At 70.8% G+C, this 18,764-nt stretch carries 18 protein-coding genes; 11 read left to right on the top strand and 7 right to left on the bottom strand.

The window, feature by feature from the left end:
- Positions 1-2 precede the first annotated feature (2 nt).
- On the top strand, positions 3-1,040 hold the full coding sequence (locus tag Q392_RS27210; RefSeq protein WP_169748361.1) for a dienelactone hydrolase family protein: 1,038 nt from the start codon (positions 3-5) through the stop codon (positions 1,038-1,040).
- Positions 1,041-1,114: 74 nt separating this feature from the next.
- On the opposite strand, the gene Q392_RS27215 is transcribed toward Q392_RS27210, so the two are convergent.
- The 5 genes from Q392_RS27215 to Q392_RS27235 form a co-directional block, all read right to left on the bottom strand.
- Entirely contained in the window at positions 1,115-1,807 is a 693-nt protein-coding gene (locus tag Q392_RS27215; RefSeq protein ID WP_038216131.1) for an HAD family hydrolase, read from the bottom strand.
- Positions 1,808-2,017: 210 nt separating this feature from the next.
- Complete coding sequence (locus Q392_RS27220) at positions 2,018-3,250, bottom strand: CaiB/BaiF CoA transferase family protein (RefSeq protein ID WP_038216134.1); 1,233 nt, start codon at positions 3,248-3,250, stop codon at positions 2,018-2,020.
- Positions 3,247-3,690: a polyhydroxyalkanoic acid system family protein gene (locus tag Q392_RS27225; protein ID WP_051954011.1), complete on the bottom strand. Its 444-nt coding sequence runs from the start codon at positions 3,688-3,690 to the stop codon at positions 3,247-3,249. Before Q392_RS27225 ends, Q392_RS27220 begins: the two co-directional genes overlap by 4 nt.
- On the bottom strand, positions 3,683-4,822 hold the full coding sequence (locus Q392_RS27230; protein ID WP_038216137.1) for an aminopeptidase: 1,140 nt from the start codon (positions 4,820-4,822) through the stop codon (positions 3,683-3,685). Before Q392_RS27230 ends, Q392_RS27225 begins: the two co-directional genes overlap by 8 nt.
- Positions 4,822-6,870: a molybdopterin-containing oxidoreductase family protein gene (locus tag Q392_RS27235; protein ID WP_038216140.1), complete on the bottom strand. Its 2,049-nt coding sequence runs from the start codon at positions 6,868-6,870 to the stop codon at positions 4,822-4,824. Before Q392_RS27235 ends, Q392_RS27230 begins: the two co-directional genes overlap by 1 nt.
- A gap of 96 nt (positions 6,871-6,966) precedes the next feature.
- Here Q392_RS27235 and Q392_RS27240 point away from each other — a divergent pair, with 96 nt between their 5' ends.
- Entirely contained in the window at positions 6,967-8,097 is a 1,131-nt protein-coding gene (locus Q392_RS27240) for an ABC transporter substrate-binding protein (RefSeq protein WP_038216143.1), read from the top strand.
- 76 nt (positions 8,098-8,173) lie between these two features.
- Positions 8,174-8,383 (top strand): hypothetical protein, encoded by a 210-nt coding sequence (locus Q392_RS27245; RefSeq protein WP_245610838.1) that lies wholly within the window; start codon positions 8,174-8,176, stop codon positions 8,381-8,383.
- A 16-nt stretch (positions 8,384-8,399) separates the two neighbouring features.
- Here the strand turns inward: Q392_RS27245 and Q392_RS27250 are convergent, their stop codons facing one another.
- Positions 8,400-9,425 (bottom strand): AraC family transcriptional regulator, encoded by a 1,026-nt coding sequence (locus tag Q392_RS27250; RefSeq protein WP_038216148.1) that lies wholly within the window; start codon positions 9,423-9,425, stop codon positions 8,400-8,402.
- 125 nt (positions 9,426-9,550) lie between these two features.
- On the opposite strand from Q392_RS27250, the gene Q392_RS27255 reads away from it, so the two are divergent.
- Positions 9,551-10,732, top strand: coding sequence for an isovaleryl-CoA dehydrogenase (locus Q392_RS27255; protein ID WP_038216150.1), 1,182 nt, complete (start codon positions 9,551-9,553; stop codon positions 10,730-10,732).
- 63 nt (positions 10,733-10,795) lie between these two features.
- Positions 10,796-12,466: an AMP-binding protein gene (locus Q392_RS27260; protein WP_038216152.1), complete on the top strand. Its 1,671-nt coding sequence runs from the start codon at positions 10,796-10,798 to the stop codon at positions 12,464-12,466.
- Between the two features lie 45 nt (positions 12,467-12,511).
- Here the strand turns inward: Q392_RS27260 and Q392_RS27265 are convergent, their stop codons facing one another.
- Entirely contained in the window at positions 12,512-14,233 is a 1,722-nt protein-coding gene (locus Q392_RS27265) for a Na+/H+ antiporter (RefSeq protein ID WP_038217270.1), read from the bottom strand.
- A gap of 98 nt (positions 14,234-14,331) precedes the next feature.
- Here Q392_RS27265 and Q392_RS27270 point away from each other — a divergent pair, with 98 nt between their 5' ends.
- The 6 genes from Q392_RS27270 to Q392_RS27295 are packed head-to-tail and all read left to right on the top strand — an operon-like array spanning position 14,332 to position 18,752.
- Positions 14,332-15,942 carry a carboxyl transferase domain-containing protein gene (locus Q392_RS27270; RefSeq protein ID WP_038216155.1) on the top strand — a complete coding sequence of 537 codons (1,611 nt, stop codon included), beginning with the start codon at positions 14,332-14,334 and terminating at the stop codon, positions 15,940-15,942.
- Between the two features lie 39 nt (positions 15,943-15,981).
- The gene (locus tag Q392_RS32470) at positions 15,982-16,317 is read left to right on the top strand and encodes a type II toxin-antitoxin system VapB family antitoxin (protein WP_084217443.1); all 336 of its coding nucleotides are present in this window, start codon (positions 15,982-15,984) and stop codon (positions 16,315-16,317) included.
- Positions 16,304-16,705, top strand: coding sequence for a type II toxin-antitoxin system VapC family toxin (gene vapC, locus Q392_RS27280; RefSeq protein ID WP_038217276.1), 402 nt, complete (start codon positions 16,304-16,306; stop codon positions 16,703-16,705). The genes Q392_RS32470 and vapC overlap by 14 nt, the downstream gene beginning before the upstream one ends.
- A 2-nt stretch (positions 16,706-16,707) precedes the next feature.
- Positions 16,708-17,223, top strand: a complete 516-nt coding sequence (locus tag Q392_RS27285; RefSeq protein ID WP_038217279.1) for a DinB family protein — start codon at positions 16,708-16,710, stop codon at positions 17,221-17,223.
- Entirely contained in the window at positions 17,220-18,011 is a 792-nt protein-coding gene (locus tag Q392_RS27290) for an enoyl-CoA hydratase/isomerase family protein (protein ID WP_051954012.1), read from the top strand. The genes Q392_RS27285 and Q392_RS27290 overlap by 4 nt, the downstream gene beginning before the upstream one ends.
- Before the next feature lie 12 nt (positions 18,012-18,023).
- Positions 18,024-18,752 carry a DUF4126 domain-containing protein gene (locus Q392_RS27295; protein WP_038216158.1) on the top strand — a complete coding sequence of 243 codons (729 nt, stop codon included), beginning with the start codon at positions 18,024-18,026 and terminating at the stop codon, positions 18,750-18,752.
- Positions 18,753-18,764 lie beyond the last annotated feature (12 nt).

The following is an 18,764-nucleotide window of genomic DNA, read 5'->3' on the forward strand; positions in this document are numbered from 1 at the left end:
CGATGAAAGCTTTGGCTCAACTGCTGAAGGCCGTTCAGGCGTGCGTATGGGCGCTGACGGTTGGCGCAACAGCGATGGCACAGGATGCACCGGCTCAGTACCAACCTTTGGCAGCCGCAAGTGGTAAGGCGCACTCGGTTTCCGTCAAATTCTGCTTGGGCTACTGGGGTAGTGACTTTGCTTGCAAGGATGGGGTGGTCACGGCTGTCCTGTTCGAGCCCCAGGCAGCGTGGTCAGACCTCGTGCTGATCAGTCATGGGGCGCAGGGCGTAGATGCGCGGCACTACGAATATGCAGATGCGCTCACCAAGAATGGTTTTGCAGCGGTTGTCATCGACCATTGGACGCCGCGCGGCATCGACATCACGAGTCAGAACTACACGCAGTTCACGCAACGTGGTGGCACAACATCCTCGATGGCGACTGACGCGATCTATGTGGCGCAATACATGCGATCCCGATTTCCGAACGTCAAACGTGTCGGTCTGATCGGTGAAAGCATGGGAGGCATGGCCGTGCTGCAGTTGTCCAAGCAGCGCATGCTGGATTTGTTTACCAACGGCTCACTAGCGCAACCGGGCGTGCCTTTCGAGTTCCCGATCCAGGCCATGGTTGGCCTCTACGCAGCCTGCGTGGAGCGCGTGGTGGATGAACGCTTCCATCCGACGCCAGTGCTGCTGATTTCAGGCGAGAAGGACGACCATACGCTGGCCGAGCATTGCGTCGAGCATCAGGAATGGATCAATACCCACGGTGGGAGTGCGCGCGCAGTGGTGATTCCTGGCGTCTATCACGACTTCGACGGCCCCAGGCCGGTAGCGTTCAAGCCGCGCGCGCAGAACGTTTCCGGGTGCAAGAACATTGTTGCGGGGGGCATCATTCGCATCGTCGACAGTGGCAAAGAACTGCCCAACAATCAGGCGGGCCAAAGCCAATTGCCCAAAGAGTGCGCGAAATGGGGCATCACATCGGGCTACTCGGGCAATCGCTTCGTCGCCGTGCCTATCTGGATGGATTTCTTCAAGACGCAGCTTCGTTGAGCGCGGACGGCCCTTGGTGCAGTGCGCCAATCCTCGGCTCGATGACGTCGCGAGGCACGCGCCTGGATCCAGTTCTATGCTCGCGTCGGCGCGTACGCTTGCATGGCCTGCGGCAGCCGCGCCATGTCGGTGAAGATGTGCGCCACGCCGATGGCGCGCATCGCGTCGGCGCTGCTGTGGCCCAGGCCGCCGGGGCAGTAGCCGAACACCGTGGCGCCGGCGGCGATGCCGGCGGTGGCGCCGGTGACGGTGTCCTCGACCACCGCGCAGCGTTCGGGCGGCACCCCCAGCGCCTCGGCGGCGGCGAGGTACACGTCCGGCCAGGGCTTGCTGCGCGGCGTCTCGTGGCCGCTGAAGATGCGGCCCTCGAAGGCGTCGAGCAGGCCGATCTTCGCGAGCTGCAGCTCGACCTTGCGCCGGTCCGCGCCCGAGGCGCAGGCAATGCGGCCGTCCACCAGCGCATGCAGCGCGCGCGCCGCCTCGGGCGCGCCGGCGATGGGCGCGAGGTCGCGCTCCAGCGCCTCGTTGCGCCGCGCCCAGAACAGGTGCAGCCAGTCCTGCGTGAGGCTGAAACCCGTCTTCTCCTCGATCAGCGCCATCTCGTCCTTGACGGCCTTGCCGACGAAGATGCGCATCGTCTCCTCGAGCGTCAGGTGCCAGCCCAGTTCGCCCAGCATCTGGGTGAGCACGCGGTTGGTGATGGGTTCGGAATCGACGAGCACGCCGTCGCAGTCGAAGAGGACGGCATCGAAGGGGAAACTGGACATATGAGGTGATCGTACGGGATGGGCCTGCGTCCGTGAGCACAGCGGAGGCTGTTGCAGACACCTCTCACCCGTTCAATACCCCTCATCCGTTCACGCTGAGCCTGTCGAAGCGCGGTCTCGGGCTTCGACAGGCTCAGCCGGAACGGTTGTAGGTGGATCGGCTTTCTCAGGCCGTCAGCCCCGGCGCGCGCCCACGATGTCACGCCGGCCTCAGCGCACCACGCCCCGCTCGCGCAGCGCCGCGATCTGCGCCTCGCTCAGTCCCACCTCGCGCAGCACCGCGTCGGTGTCCGCCCCCAGCGCCGGCGCGTTGCGGCGGTGGCCGCCGGGCGTGGCCGACAGCTTGGGCACGAAGCCCGGCAGCGTGAGCGAACTGCCGTCGTCCATGGGCGTGGGCAGCAGCATGCCGCGCGCCGCGTAGTGCGGGTCGGCGGCGATGTCGGCCACGGTGTAGATGCGGCCGGCCGGCACCTGCGCCGTCTCCAGCGCGGCCAGCGCGTCGGCCACGCTGCGCGCGGCGGTCCAGCCGCCGATGGCGCCGTCGATCATCGCCACCTGCGCCACGCGGCCGGCGTTGTCAGCCAACTGCGGGTCGGCCGCCAGGTCGGGCCGGCCGATGCACTGCATCAGGCGCTTGAAGATGCTGTCGCCGTTGCCGGCCACGAGCACGTAGCCGTCGGCGCAGCGGTACGCGTTGCTCGGCGCGATGCCGGGCAGCGCGCTGCCGGCGGCCTCGCGCACCGCGCCGAAGGCGCTGTACTCGGGCAGCAGGCTCTCCATGCAGTTGAACACCGCCTCGTACAGCGCCACGTCCACCACCTGGCCGCGGCCCTTCGGATGTTCGGTGCTCGCCGTGGCGTGGCGGTGCTGCAGCGCCATCAGCACGCCGATCACGCCGTGCAGCGAGGCCAGCGTGTCGCCGATGGAGACGCCCACCCGCACCGGCACGCGGCCCGGCTCGCCGGTGAGGTGGCGCAGGCCGCCCATCGCCTCGGCCACCATGCCGAAGCCGGGGCGGTCGCGGTACGGGCCGCTCTGGCCGTAGCCGCTGATGCGCAGCATCACCAGCGCCGGGTTGGCGGCCAGCAGCGCGTCGGGGCCGAGGCCCCAGCCCTCCATCGCGCCGGGGCGGAAGTTTTCGATCAGCACGTCGGCCTCGGCGGCCAGGCGGCGCACGATGTCCTGCGCCTCGCCCTGGCGCAGGTCCAGCGCCAGCGAGCGCTTGTTGCGCGACTGCGCCTGCCACCAGACGGAGGTGCCGTCCTTGATGAGGCGCCACTGGCGCAGCGGGTCGCCGCCGGCGGGCGGTTCGATCTTGACGACGTCGGCGCCGAAGTCGGCCAGCGTGCGCGCGGCGAAGGGGCCGGCGATGAGCTGGCCCAGCTCGACCACCTTGAGGCCGGCCAGCGGGCCGGATGCGGATGCTGCTGTCGTCGCGTTCATGGCTTGCGGGTGCGGGGCGTGCGCGGGGCGGCCTTGGCCGGCGTCTTCTTCGGCGCCGCCTTCTTCGCTGCAACTTTCTTCGCCGCCGCCTTCTTCGCCGCCGCCTTCTTCGCCGGCGCCCTGCGCTTCGGCGCGTCCGGCGCGGCGGCGTGCCCGTCCAGTTCCTCGTCCAGCTCGCGCGCGATGCGCTGCTCGATCATCGAGCGCAGGGCGACGAGCGGGAAGCGCAGGTCGAGCTGCACCTGCAGGAAGCTGGCGTTGACCACCACCCATCCCGCCACGCCCAGCCCCTGCACGGCCACCTGGTCGTTCGGCGAGCCTTCCTCGTAGCGGCACTGCAGGCGGAAGTCGCTTTCGAGCCGGCCGATCCAGCGGCGCGCGATCTGGCGGGCCAGCGGCAGCCCCAGCGCGTGCCGGCGTTCGATGTGGATGTCAGGCATCGGGGTGTCCCTTCTCTTTCCCTGGCGGCGGGCGGGGTGCGTCCGCGGCGTCGAGCGCCTGCCGCCGGGCATCGGCATCCAGCGCCGCGATGCGCTTCACCTCCGCATGGAAGCGGCGCCAGTCGCGGCCCTCGCGCTCGAACAGGCGCTCGAAGCCGGGCACCAGCGCATCGTAGGCGGCCTGCGCGGCGAGGGTGGCGTTGTTGGTCCGCGCGACCCAGGCGTCGTAGGCGCCCTGGCGCGGGCCGCTCCAGCCGGCGCGCAACTGCTGGTAGCGCGCGCGGAAGGCGTCCATGGCCTCCTGCTTCATCGCGTCCACCGCGGGCCAGTCGCGGGCCTGGGCGGCCGGCGAGTCGTAGATGCCGGCCAGCCGCCGGCGCGTGTCGTCCATCAGCGCGCGCATGGCGCGGCGGCGCGTGTCGAACTGCGCGTATTCCTCGCGCGCCTGCGGCCCGGCCTGCGTGGCCAGCCACTCGGCGCCGCCCAGGCGCTCCACCGCGGTGGCGAAGGATTCGTTGAACTCCGTGTCGCCCGGTACGTACACCACCTGGTGCGCCAGCTCGTGGAAGACGATGCGCGCCAGCTCGCCTTCCGGGTAGCGGATGAAGGTGGACAGCAGCGGGTCGCCGCCGGCCCAGTCGAGCCAGCCGAGGGTGGAGTAGGCGGGCACCGGGTACACGGCCGATTCCAGCCCATCGGCGCGCAGGCGCCCGGCCTCGGCCTGCGCATCGGCCTCGGCGTAGTAGCCGCGGTAGCCCACGCAGCCGGCGATGGGGAAGCACCAGGTCCTGAGCGTCAGCGCGTGCGGCGGCGCCGCCACCACGTTCCAGACGGCTGCCGCGCGGTGCAGGTCGGCATAGCCGGTGTAGCTGCGGTTGTCGGGCAGGGCGAGCCGCTCGGAGGCGAAGCGGCGGATGCGCTGCGCGAGTGCCAGCCGCTCGCGCAGCGCGTCGGGCGTGCGCGGGTCGGCCAGCCACTCGGGCACCGGCCGCGCGGCGCGCAGGATGCCGATGTGGCCGGCGGCCGACTGCCAGTAGTAGCCGAGCTGGGCGCAGCCCGCCAGCGCCGCGAGGGCCAGCGCCGCCGCGGCCCAGGCCAGGCGTCGCCGGGCGCGCGGCAGCAGCGGCGCCATCAGGCGGGCTCGACCTGCACCAGGCAGTCGTAGAAGGTCGGGCCGCGGCCGATGTCGGTCAGGTGCTGGCTGGTGAGCTGGTTGACGTTGGTGCCGTCCGCGCCCAGCTTGCGCCACCACACGCCCAGGCCGTTGACCACGCCCGGCCGCGCGCGGCGCGAGACCTCGGCGCGGCAGCGGTATTCGCCGCGGGCGTTGAACACCCGCACCATCGCGCCGTCGGCGATGCCGCGGGCGCCGGCGTCGTCGGCGTGGATCTCGAGCAGCGGCTCGCCCTCGATGCTGCGCAGGCTCTTCACGTTGACGAAGGTGCTGTTCAGGAAGTTGCGCGCCGGCGGCGAGATCATGGCCAGCGGAAAGGCGCTGGAGCTGCCGGCCGGCTCGTGGTTGGGCACGTGGTCGGGCAGGCCGTCCAGGCCCTGCGCGGCCAGGCGCTCGCTGAAGAACTCGCATCGGCCCGACGGCGTGGGAAAGCCGCCCTCGGCGAAGGGCGCCTCGGGCAGCGGCACGCTGGTGAAGCCGTCGCGTTCGAGCTCGGTCCAGTCGATGGCGCCGGGCGCGAAGGCCTGGCGGCACAGCGCCTCGTCGTCGTCGGCAAAGCAGGGCTCGTCGAAGCCCATGCGCCGCGCCAGCTCGCGGAACACCCAGGCGTTGCTGCGCGCCTGGCCGCGCGGGGCGACGGCGGGGCGGTTGAGCAGCACGTCGGTGTGGCCGTAGCTGGCGTGGATGTCCCAGTGCTCCAGCTGCGTGGTGGCGGGCAGCAGGTAGTCGGCGTGGTCGGCGGTGTCGGTCTGGAACTGCTCCAGCACCACGGTGAAGAGGTCTTCGCGCGCGAAGCCGGCCGCCACCTTGGCCGACTCGGGCGCCACCGCCACCGGGTTGCTGTTGTAGACCACGATGGCCTCGATCGGCGGGCCGCCCGCGAGCGCCCCGGCATCGCCCGCCAGCGCATCGCCGATGCGCACCATGTTGACGGTGCGCGGCCGGCGGCCGGCCAGCAGGTCGGGCCGCTGCAGCGCGGCGCGGTCGGCCGGGAAGTGGCCCCCGCTGCTGAGCAGCACGCCGCCGGCACGCTGCCGCCAGGCGCCCACCAGCGCCGGCAGGCAGGCGATGGCGCGCACCGCGTTGCCGCCGCCGCGCACCCGCTGCACGCCGTAGTTCAGGCGGATGGCCGCGGGCGTCGTCGTGCCGTAGGCGCGCGCCAGGTCGCGGATCTGCTGCACGGGCACGCCGCACACGGCGGCGGCGCGCTCGGGCGGCCATTGCAGGGCGCGCTCGCGCAGCCGCTCCCAGCCCAGGGTGTGGCGGGCGATGTAGTCGTGGTCCAGCCAGTCGTTCACCACCAGCTCGTGCATCAGCGCCAGCGCCAGGGCGCCGTCGGTGCCGGGCAGCAGGGCGATGTGCTCGTCGCACTTGTCGGCCGTCTCGGTGCGGCGCGGGTCGATGCACACCAGCCGCGCGCCGGCCCGCCTGGCGGCCTGCGCATGGCGCCAGAAGTGCAGGTTGCTGCCGATCGAGTTGCTGCCCCAGATGAGGATGAGCTTCGCCTCGGCGAAGAACTCGACGCGCATGCCCACCTTGCCGCCCAGTGTGTGGGCCAGCGCCTCGCCGCCGGCGGTGGCGCAGATGGTGCGGTCCAGCAGCGAGGCGCCGAGCTTGTGGAAAAAGCGACGGTCCATCGACTCGCCCTGCACCAGACCCATCGTTCCGGCGTAGCTGTAGGGCAAAATTGTTTCTGAGTTGTTACATTTGAGCGCGAGCAGCCGGGCGGCGATGTCGTCGAGCGCCTCGTCCCAGGACACTGGCTCGAAGCGGCCGCTGCCCTTGGGGCCGGCGCGGCGAAGCGGCTGCACCAGGCGCTCCGGGTGGTCGTTGCGCTCGATGTAGCGCGAGACCTTGGTGCACAGCACGCCGCCCGTGTGGCGGTGGTCGGGGTTGCCCTGCAGCTTCACGGCGCGGCCTTCCTGGACGGTCGTGACCAGGGCGCAGGTGTCGGGGCAGTCGTGCGGGCAGGCGCCGCGCACCAGGGTGGGGGCAGAGGAAGACATGAGAGAGCGACGGCGGCAGGGGAGCAGAGGGGCGGGGCGGATCCCCGCCGATGGAGTCTAGTTTTATGCGCCCGTTCCGGCGCAGGGGGTTTTCCGATGATCAGCCGCAGACACTTCTCGATGGGCGCCGTGGCATCGGCCGTGGGCGGATTCGCCGGCGTGGTGCGCGCGCAGAGCGAGCAGCCCATCGTCCTGGGCCAGTCCGCCCCTTTCACCGGGCCGGCGGCACAGCTGGGCATCCAGTTCTACGAGGGTGCGAAGCTCTGCCTGGACCAGCACAACGCCCAGGCCGGCGCGCGCAACGTGGTCATCCGGCAGCTCGACGACGGCTACGAGCCCGACCGCACCGTCGTGAACACCCGCAAGCTGATCCAGGACGATGCATTCGCCCTGTTCGGCTACATCGGCACGCCCACCAGCCTGGCGGCGCTGCCGCTGGCGGTGAAGGACAAGGTGCCGTTCTTCGCGCCCTTCACCGGAGCGATGGGGCTGCGCGAGCCTTTCCACAAGAACGTGTTCCATCTGCGTGCGTCGTACAACGACGAGACGGCGCTGATCGTCAACCAGCTGACGCACCTGGGGCTGAAGAAGATCGCGGTCTTCCACCAGAACGACGCCTACGGCCAGGCCGGCCTGGACGGGGTGACGCTGGCGCTGGCGCAGCAGAACCTCAAGCCGGTGGGCGCGGCCACGGTCGAGCGCAATTCCGTGGACGTGGCCGCCGCGGTGAAGGCCCTGCTGCCGCTGAAGCCGGACGCCATCGTGCAGGTCAGCGCGTACAAATCCTGCGCCGCCTTCATCCGCGAGGCGCGCAAGGCCGGCTACGGTGGCACCTTCTACAACGTCTCGTTCGTCGGCACGCAGGCCCTGGCCGACGAACTGGGCAGGGACGGCGCAGGCATCGTGGTCTCGCAGGTCATGCCCTCGCCCTACAACAGCGCCAACCCGATCACCCGCGAGTTCAACGGCGCGGCACGCAAGGCCGGCGGCAAGGTGCAGGCCAACTTCTCCAGCATCGAGGGCTATCTGGCGGCGAGCGTGCTGGTCGAGGGCCTGCGGCGCGCGCCCGGCGGCAAGCCGACGCGGGAAGGCCTGATCGCCGGGCTGGAGAGCATCGAGCGCCAGCAGTTCGCCGGCTTCGACGTCTCCTTCTCGCCGAAGAACCACGTGGCCTCGAAGTTCGTCGAGCTGTCGATGATCACCGGCGACGGGAAGATCAGGACCTGACCGGCGCCGGTCCCGGCCCCGGACTGACGAATTTGGCTGACACGCGGCTGCCCTCCGGGGGTTCAGCATGGTCGCCATGAACACCCATCAACCGCTTCAACTCGTGGTCAAGGAGCCGGAGCCCGGCACCTTCGTCTGGACCCTGATGGAGACCGACGCCGGCGGCCAGCCGGTGAAGGTGGTGCGCCGGGCCGAGGAGCCCGCCGGCACCTACGAGGCCGCACTGGCGGCCGGCACGCGCGCGCTGGACGCGCAGCTGCACCCGCGCGCCGCGGCCGGCGCGTAGCCGGGCCGGGGCGCCTTCAGCCGGCCGACCGGCGCGCCTCGCCGGGCGTCATGCCGGTCCACTGGCGGAAGGCGCGGGCGAAGCTCTTCTCGTTGCGGAAGCCCACCGCCAGCGCGATCTGCTTGATGGGGCGCCGGGTGCGCCGCAACTGGTCCACGGCCTCGGCGTGGCGCACCTCGTCCTTCAGGCCCTGCAGCGCCAGGCCCTCGGCCTGCAGTTGCCGGTGCAGCGTGCGCGCCGAGATGTGCAGCGCCGCCGCCAGCGCCTCGGCGCTGCCCAGCTCGGCGCCGCGGGTGCGCAGCAGCTCGCGCACCCGCTGGCCCAGCAGCCGGTCGCGCCGGTACTGCAGCACCGTCAGCGGCAGGGCGCGGCGCAGCATCTGGCGCAGCGCCCGCTCGTCGCGCCGCAGCGGCAGGGCGAGGTAGCGCTCGTCGAAGCTGAAGCCTGCCCGCGGGGCGCCGAAGCGCACCTGCCCGGTGAACATCAGCGCGTAGGCGTCGGCATGCGGCGGCGCGGCGAAGGGGAAGGCCGCCTCGCGCAGCGACACGCGCGAATCGATGGCCCAGCTCGCATAGCCGTGCAGGAAGCGCAGGCTCGACACCAGGCAGAACTCGCGCAGCGGCCCCAGGTCGCGCCGCTCCTCGATCGACACCGTGGCGACGCCGCCCGCCACCGAGAGCGAGAGCGCGATGTCGTCCGCCAGCAGCCGGTGGTGGCGGCACCAGCGCTTGATCGCCACGCCCAGGTCGGGCGCGGTCAGCGAGGCGCGGCACAGCAGCCCGTAGCTGCCCCAGGGCAGGCGGCGCGTGAACCAGCCCAGCGCCTCGTCGTCCAGCTCCTGCATGGCGTGCTCGTTCAGCGCCTCGAACTGCGCGGCCGTCACCCGGGCGCCGGGGCGCCACAGTTCCCTCGGCGTGATCCGTGCCGCACGCAGGGCCTCGCCGGGGTCCTTGCCGTAGCGCGCGTAGCCCTTCACGATCGCCTGCACGAAGGCCATGGGCGTGGCGGCGCGAGGGGGCCTGACGAGGGTGGAGGCGGTCATCGGGGCGGCGTGGGACGTGGCGCGATTTGCAACCATTGTGGCGCCAAATGCGGGCGTCGCGGGCGTAAGCTGCGTCCATGCCCGCGCCCTCCGGCGCGCGGCGACATCCTCAGGAGACACATCCCATGGCCCACGCCAGCCTGCCCGGCCTGAACTTCCAGCTGGGCGAGACCATCGATGCCCTGCGCGACGCCGTCGCCGACTTCTGCGCCGCCGAGATCGCGCCGCGCGCCGCCGAGATCGACCGCGAGAACCAGTTCCCGAAGGACCTGTGGGCCAAGCTCGGCAGCCTGGGCCTGCACGGCATGACGGTGAAGGAGGAATACGGCGGCACCGAGCTGGGCTACCTGGCGCACATCGTGGCGATGGAGGAGGTCTCGCGCGCCTCGGCGTCGGTGGGGCTCTCCTACGGCGCGCACTCCAACCTGTGCGTCAACCAGATCCACCGCAACGGCAGCGAGGCGCAGAAGAAGAAGTACCTGCCGAAGCTGGTGAGCGGCGAGCACGTCGGCGCGCTGGCGATGAGCGAGCCGGGCGCCGGCAGCGACGTGGTGAGCATGAAGCTCAGGGCCGAGAAGAAGGACGGCCATTACGTCCTCAACGGCGGCAAGATGTGGATCACCAACGGCGGCGACGCCGACACGCTGGTGATCTACGCCAAGACCGAGCCCGAGATGGGCGCGCGCGGCATGACGGCCTTCATCGTCGAGAAGGGCTTCAAGGGTTTCAGCGCCGGCACCAAGCTGGACAAGCTGGGCATGCGCGGTTCCAACACCTATCCGCTCTTCTTCGACAACTGCGAGGTGCCGGAGGAGAACATCCTGGGCGGCGAGGGCAACGGCGCCAAGGTGCTGATGAGCGGGCTCGACTACGAGCGCGCCGTGCTCTCCGGCGGGCCGCTGGGCATCATGGCCGCCTGCATGGACGCGGTGATTCCCTACGTGCACGAACGCAGGCAGTTCGGCCAGAGCATCGGCGAGTTCCAGCTCATGCAGGGCAAGATCGCCGACATGTACAGCACCTGGCAGGCCACCCGCGCCTACGTGTACGCGGTGGGCAAGGCCTGCGACAGCGCCGACCACGCGCGCACCTTCCGCAAGGACGCGGCCGGCGCCATCCTCTACTCGGCCGAGAAGGCGACCTGGATGGCCGGCGAGGCGATCCAGGCGCTGGGCGGCGTGGGCTACACGAAGGACTTCCCGGTCGAGCGGCTGTGGCGCGACGCCAAGCTGTACGAGATCGGCGCCGGCACCAGCGAGATCCGCCGCATGCTCATCGGCCGCGAACTGTTCGCCGAGACCGCCTGAGCGCCCGGCCGGCCGCGGCCGGCGCGCGGAGGAGGGAGGCAGAGTGAACCAGGAGACATCGAGATGACCGACAGCTACGCCCGCGGCGCCGCCGAGCCCGCCCTGATCGAAGACACCATCGGCGACTTCTTCGACGCGATGGTGGATCGCCAGCCCGACGCGCTGGCGCTGGTGAGCCGGCACGAGGGCGTGCGCCGCACGTACCGCGAGCTGCAGGCCGAGTCCGACCGCCTGGCCAGCGCGCTGCTGCGCGCGGGGCTCGCGCCGGGCGAGCGCATCGGCATCTGGTCGCACAACAACCTGGCCTGGGTGCTGATGCAGATCGCCACCGCCAAGGCGGGGCTGATCCTGGTCAACATCAACCCGGCCTACCGCACGGCCGAGGTGGAGTACGCGCTCAACAAGGTCGGCTGCAAGGCACTGGTGACCATGCCGCGCTTCAAGACCAGCGAGTACCTGGCGATGCTGCGCGAGCTGGGCGCGGCGAAGCTGCCCGAACTGAAGAATATCTGGTGGATCGACCGGCCGGAAGACGCAGACGAGGCCGGCGGCGACATCCCGCTCGCGCGCTTCTCGCAGCTGCTGGCCGGCGGCGACAGCGCCGACCCGCGCGTGGCCGAAGTGCAGAAGACGCTCCGGGCAGCCGACCCCATCAACATCCAGTTCACCAGCGGCACCACGGGCTTCCCCAAGGGCGCGACGCTCACGCACCGCAACATCCTGAACAACGGCTTCTTCATCGGCGAGTGCATGAAGCTCGGCCCCGACGACCGCCTGTGCATCCCCGTGCCCATGTACCACTGCTTCGGCATGGTGCTGGGCAACCTGGCCTGCCTCACGCACGGCAGCGCCATCGTCTATCCCAACGACGGGTTCGATGCGCTGCTCACGCTGGAGGCGGTGCAGGCCGAGAAGTGCACGGCGCTGCACGGCGTGCCCACCATGTTCATCGCCGAGCTGGACCACCCGCGCTTCGCCGAGTTCGACCTGTCGAGCCTGCGCACCGGCATCATGGCCGGCACCGCCTGCCCGATCGAGGTGATGAAGCGCGTGGTCGAGCGCATGCACCTCACCGAGATCACCATCGCCTACGGCATGACCGAGACCAGCCCGGTGAGCTGCCAGAGCAGCACCGACACGCCGCTGGAGCGCCGCGTCTCGACCGTCGGCACCGTGCAGCCGCACCTGGAGGTGAAGATCGTCGACCCCGAGTCCGGCTCAGTCGTGCCGCGCGGCCGGCCCGGCGAGCTGTGCACCCGCGGCTACTCGGTGATGCACGGCTACTGGGGCGACGAGGCCAAGACCCGCGAGGCCATCGACGCCGAGGGCTACATGCACACCGGCGACCTGGCGACCATGGACGACGAGGGCTACGTCAACATCGTCGGCCGCATCAAGGACATGGTGATCCGCGGCGGCGAGAACATCTATCCGCGCGAGATCGAGGAGTTCCTGTACCGCCACCCCAAGGTGCAGGACGTGCAGGTGGTCGGCCTGCCCGACAAGAAGTACGGCGAGGAGCTGTGCGCCTGGATCATCCCCAAGCCGGGCCAGCAGCCCACCGAGGAGGAGATCCGCGACTTCTGCAAGGGCCAGATCGCGCACTACAAGGTGCCGAAGTACATCCGCTTCGTCGACGCCTTCCCGATGACGGTGACGGGCAAGATCCAGAAGTTCAGGATCCGCGAGCAGATGTCGCAGGACCTCGGCCTGGTGGCCGACAAGACCGCCTGAAGCCGGCCGCCGCCACGACACGCCATGCGCTGCGCACGCGCCGTCTCACCCGCCCGGCGGCAGTCCCGCGGCCTGGCGCGCCACCTTCAGCCGCTTGCGCAGCGACACCTCGGCCAGGTCCAGCTCGGCCACCAGGCTGCGCAGCGACTCGTCGTTGATGCGGTGCATGTGCCGCTCGGCGTACAGCGTGTCGCGCTCGATGCGCGTGCACTTCAGGCGCAGCTCCAGCTCCATCACGTAGCGCAGCCGCCGCTGGTGCACGGCCTCGGGCGTGTCGGCCTGGGCCTCGGGCGTGGCCGGCGCGGACGGGTCGTCGCCGTCGTCCAGCAGGTCGATGCGCTTGCGGTAGTCCTGCGTCAGCCGGCCGGCTGCCTCGCGGTACTGGGCCAGCCACTGCGGGTCGGCGCCCTCGTGCTCGGCCGGGTCCGGCGCCAGGCCGGCCATGGCGGCGCGGCAGGCGGCCAGGCGGGCCTGCCGCTCCTCGCGCGCCTCCGGCGGCTCGGCCGGCAGGGGCAGCCGGCGCAGCACCAGCGGCAGGCCGATGCTGCCCACCACCAGCGTGAAGAGGATGGTGCCCGCCGCCAGGAAGACCAGCAGGTCGCGCGCCGGGAAGGGCGCGCGCTCGTCCAGCATCAGCGGGACGGACAGCGCGCCCGCCAGCGTCACCGCCCCGCGGATGCCCGCCAGCGTGGTGGCCAGCGTGAGGCGCCACGAGGGCCGCACGGCCATCTTGCCCGCCAGGTGCGCCTTCAGCAGGCTGCCCTGCACGGCCAGCGAGAGCCAGATCCAGCGCAGCAGCAGCAGCGCGCACGAGATGGCCGCCACATAGCCCGCCAGCGCCCAGGCGCCGTGGTGGCTGGCCTCGCCGATGGTCTGCACGATGGACGGCAGCTGCAGCCCCAGCAGCAGGAAGATGGCGCCGTTGAAGGCCGACTCGATCATGGCCCAGGTGCCTTCGGTCTGGATGCGCTCGGAGACGAACTCGCTGCGCTCCAGGTCGGCGAAGTTGGTGGTGATGCCCGCCGCCACCGCCGCCAGGATGCCCGAGACGCCGATGCGCTCGCCCACGATGTAGGCCGCGAAGGGCAGCAGCACCAGCAGCAGCACCATCTGCGTGGCCGCCACGTCGCCCACCCGGCGCGTGACGGCGGCCCGCGCGCGGGCGAAGCCCCAGCCCAGCAGCGCGCCCGCGCCCAGGCCGCCCAGCGCGATCCAGAGGAATTCCGAGGCCACGCCGGTCCACGAGAACAGGCCGGTGAGCGTGGCCGCCACGGCGAACTTCAGCGCCACCAGGCCCGAGGCGTCGTTCAGCAGCGACTCGCCCTCCAGCAGGTGCATGGTCTTGGCCGGCATGCCCAGCCCGCGCGTGATGGCCGAGACGGCCACCGCGTCGGTGGGCGAGACCACCGCGGCGAGCGCGAAGGCCACCGTCAGCGGCATCTCCGGGATCATCCAGTGGATCAGCCAGCCCAGCCCCAGCACGGTGAACAGCACCAGGCCCAGCGCCAGCCGCAGGATGGGCTGCCACAGCGCGAAGAACTCGCGCTTGGGGATGCGCCAGCCGTCCGCGAACAGCAGCGGCGGGATGAACAGCAGCAGGAACAGCTCGGGGTCGAAGGCGATGTGCAGCCCGCCCTGCGGCCAGGACAGCAGCGCGCCCAGCGCGATCTGGATCAGCGGCAGCGGGATGGCGCGCAGGTAGCGCGCGGCGATGCCGGTGAGTGCGCCCAGCATCAGCACCAGAAGGACGGTTTCGACGGTATGCACGAAGAAGAAGAGAAGCGAAGAACGGTGACGGCAGGAGCGGGCGGAGCCCACCATGCATCATCGCGCAGCGCGGCGTCACCCATCACGGAAAGTCATTCATGAGCAAACTGGTCTCCAAACTCAACCCCCGCTCCGAGGAATTCCAGGCCAACGCGCAGGCCATGCGCGCGCTGGTGGACGACCTGCGCACGCAGTTCGCCCAGGTGGAGCAGGGCGGCGGCGAGGCCGCGCGCGCCAAGCACACCGCCCGCGGCAAGCTGCTGCCGCGCGAGCGCGTGAGCCGGCTGCTGGACCCGGGCACGCCCTTCCTGGAGCTGTCGCCGCTGGCCGCGCACGGCATGTACAAGGGCGACGCGCCGGGCGCCGGCCTGATCGCCGGCATCGGCCGCGTGAACGGGGTGGACTGCATGGTCGTGTGCAACGACGCCACGGTGAAGGGCGGCACCTACTACCCCATGACGGTGAAGAAGCACCTGCGCGCGCAGGAGATCGCGCAACAGAACCGGCTGCCCTGCATCTACCTGGTCGATTCCGGCGGCGCCAACCTGCCGAACCAGGACGAGGTCTTCCCCGACCGCGAGCACTTCGGCCGCATCTTCTACAACCAGGCGAACATGAGCGCGGAGGGCATCGCGCAGATCGCGGTGGTGATGGGCTCGTGCACGGCCGGCGGCGCCTACGTGCCGGCGATGAGCGACGAGTCCATCATCGTCAAGAACCAGGGCACCATCTTCCTGGGCGGCCCGCCGCTGGTGAAGGCGGCCACCGGCGAGGTGGTGACGGCCGAGGACCTGGGCGGCGGCGACGTGCACACGCGCCTGTCGGGCGTGGCCGACCACCTGGCCGAGAACGACCTGCATGCGCTGGCGCTGGCGCGCAGCGCGGTCGCGAATCTCAATGCCACACCAGCCGTTCGGGCTGAGCCTGTCGAAGCCGGGCACGCGCCGGCCTTCGCCCCGGAAGAACTTTACGGCGTGATTCCGACGGACACCCGCAAGCCCTTCGACGTGCGCGAGATCATCGCCCGCATCGTCGACGGCAGCGAGTTCCACGAGTTCAAGGCGCGCTTCGGCGCCACGCTGGTGTGCGGCTTCGCGCAGATCGAGGGCATGCCGGTGGGCATCGTCGCCAACAACGGCATCCTGTTCAGCGAAAGCGCGCAGAAGGGCGCGCACTTCATCGAGCTGTGCGGCCAGCGCAAGATCCCGCTGGTGTTCCTGCAGAACATCACCGGCTTCATGGTCGGCCGCAAGTACGAGAACGAGGGCATCGCGCGCCACGGCGCCAAGATGGTGACGGCGGTGGCCACGGTGAATGTGCCCAAGTTCACCGTCATCATCGGCGGCAGCTTCGGCGCCGGCAACTACGGCATGTGCGGCCGGGCGTACAGCCCGCGCTTCCTCTGGATGTGGCCCAACGCGCGCATCAGCGTGATGGGCGGCGAGCAGGCCGCCAGCGTGCTGGCGACCGTCAAGCGCGACGGCATCGAGGCCAAGGGCGGCGCCTGGAGCGCGGAAGAGGAGGAAGCCTTCAAGTCCCCCATACGCCAGCAGTACGAGCACCAGGGCCACCCCTACTACGCCACCGCCCGGCTGTGGGACGACGGCGTGATCGACCCGGCCGACACCCGGCGCGTACTGGCGCTGGGCCTGGCGGCGGCGCGCAACGCGCCCATCCCCGAGCCGAAGTTCGGCGTGTTCCGCATGTAAGGTGTACGATGTGTGTGTTCTGAGAGATTTATACACATAATGCGTACCAACATCGATATCGACGACGAGTTGCTGGCCAAGGCCATGCACGCGGGGCCCTTCACCACCAAGAAGGAGACGGTGGAAGCCGGCCTGCGCCTGCTCGCGCGGCAGGCGGCCTACCGCGAGATCCTCAAGTGGGAAGGCAAGTTGAAGTGGGAAGGCGATGAGTCCATCGACTGGACACGGTCGGCGCAAGACGATGCCGAGGCGCCTGCCCAGGCGCCGACAGTGCAGGAGCCTCGCGCCCGCTACGCCGTGCGAAAGACGCGGCAGAAGGCGGATGCGCCAGCGCCTGTCGGAGACCGCAAGGTGGCGCGCCGTGCTGGTCGTTGACTCCAGCGTCTGGATCGATTACTTCAACGCCCGCGATTCGGCGGCGCGTGATGAGCTGCGCCGCCTGCTGGCCGACGGCCACACCCGCTTGGTGGTGCCCGACCTGGTGCTGTACGAGGTGCTGCGCGGCTTTCGCCACGAGCGCGCCATGCGCCAGGCCCGCCTGCTGCTGCAGACCCTGAGCGTCGAGCCCTGCGGCGGCGAAGACCTGGCGCTGGCCGCCGCCGAGCACTACCGCCACCTGCGCGCGCGCGGCATCACGGTGCGCAGCGCCATCGACGTGGTGGTCGCCGCCTTCTGCATCGAGCACGACTACCTGCTGCTGCACAGCGACCGCGACTTCGACGCCATCGCCACGCACCGCGGCCTGCGCGTGTGGGGGAGCTGACCGTGCCAAGCTGGACGCGGCACTTCGCCACCCTGGCCCGCTACAACGCCTGGGCGACGCGGCGGTTGCTGGACGCGGTGGCGCGGGTGGACGAGGGCGACTACCGGCGCGACACGGGCCTGTTCTTCAAGAGCATCCACGGCACGCTCAACCACCTGCTGGTGGGCGAGCACCTGATCTGGTTCCGGCGCTTCGACGAGGGCGTGTCGCCCCGCATGGCGCTGGACGAGGAGGCGCAGCCCGACCGCGCCGCGCTGGCGCAGGCACTGCTGGAGGGTGTTTCGCGCTGGCAACCGCTGATCGCGCGCTGGCCGGCCGGCCGCTTCGACGGCACGCTGGACTACACCACCACCCAGGGCGTGGCGGCGTCGCTGCCCTTCGCGGCCACGCTCACCCACGTCTTCAACCACGGCACCCACCACCGCGGCCAGGTCACGGCGGCGCTCACCGCGCTCGGCCATCCCTGCCCCGTGCTCGACCTGGTCTACATGCTGCAAGAGGAGCAACGCACCCCATGACGTCCTTCACGACACTCGAACTGCAGATCGACGGCGCCGTCGCGCGCATCTGGCTCAACCGCCCCGAGATGCGCAACGCCATCGACGACGTGTTCATCCGCGAGCTGGGCGAGGCCTTCGCGCAGGCCGAGGCTGCGCCGGGCGTGCGCGCCGTGGTGCTGGGCGGGCGCGGCCCGGCCTTCTGCGCCGGCGCGAACCTCAACTGGATGAAGCGCGCCGCGGAGTTCACGCCCGAGCAGAACCTGCAGGACGCGGCCGGCCTGCCGCGCATGCTGCGCACCCTGCACGCCAGCCGCCTGCCGGTGATCGCCCGCGTGCAGGGCGACGTGTACGCCGGCGGCATGGGCCTGGTGTCGGTGTGCGACGTGGCCATCGCGGCCGAGAGCGCGAACTTCTGCCTGTCGGAAGTGAAGATCGGCCTGATCCCCGCGACCATCAGCCCCTACGTCATCCGCGCGATGGGCGCGCGCGCGGCGCAGCGTTACTTTCTCACCGGCGAGCGCTTCTCCGCCGCCGAGGCGCACCGCATCGGCTTCGTGCACGAGGTGGTGCCGGCCGACGCGCTGGACGCCAAGGTCGACGAGGTGCTGAAGAACATCGCCGCCGCCGCGCCCGGGGCGGTGAACGAATGCAAGCGGCTGCTGCGCGACGTGACGGGCGAGCGCATCGATGACGCGCTCTCGGACGAGACCGTGCGCCGCATCGCCGCATTGCGCGCCAGCGAGGAAGGGCAGGAGGGCCTGCGCTCCTTCCTCGAGAAGCGCAAGCCGAGCTGGGTCTCGCGCTGATCCGCGCCCATCATGTTCGACGCCGTCCTCCAGTGGCTGCACCGCATCGGCCTGCATCCGCAGCCGGCGCTGGCGGATGCCGCCGGCGCGGCCAGCCAGCACGCCAGCCAGGCGCTGGGGCAGATGGACATGCCTTCGCTGCTGGCGCTGGCCGGCGCGCTGGGCTGGGCCAGCGGCTTCCGGCTGTACGCGGTGGTGTTCCTGGTCGGCGCGATGGGCGCGGCCGGCTGGATCGTGCTGCCGCCGGGCCTGCACCTGCTGGCGCATCCGGTGGTGCTCACGGCCAGCGGCCTGATGCTGCTGGTGGAGTTCTTCGCCGACAAGATCCCCTGGCTGGACAGCGTGTGGGACACCGTCCACAGCGTCATCCGCATCCCGGGCGGCGCGCTGCTGGCGGCCGGCGTGTTCGGCGGCGACGGCGCGGTGTGGACCCTGGTGGCGGGCCTCATGGGCGGCTCGCTGGCCGCCACCGCCTTCGCCACCAAGGCCGCCACGCGCGCCGCGATCAACACCTCGCCCGAGCCTTTCAGCAACTGGTTCGCCTCGCTGTTCGAGGACGGGCTGGTGATCGGCATCGTGTGGCTGGCGACGCAGCATCCGGTGGCCTTCGGCGTCGCCCTGCTCGTGATGGTGCTCCTGTCGGCCGTGCTGCTGGTGGTGCTGTGGAAGTTCCTGCGCGCGGTGCTGCGCAAGTTGCGTGCGTTTTTCGGCGGGGGCGCCTCGGCGGCCCCGCAAGCCTGAATCCAAGGAGAA

Source organism: Xenophilus azovorans DSM 13620, from assembly GCF_000745855.1.
GTDB classification, from domain to species: domain Bacteria; phylum Pseudomonadota; class Gammaproteobacteria; order Burkholderiales; family Burkholderiaceae_C; genus Xenophilus; species Xenophilus azovorans.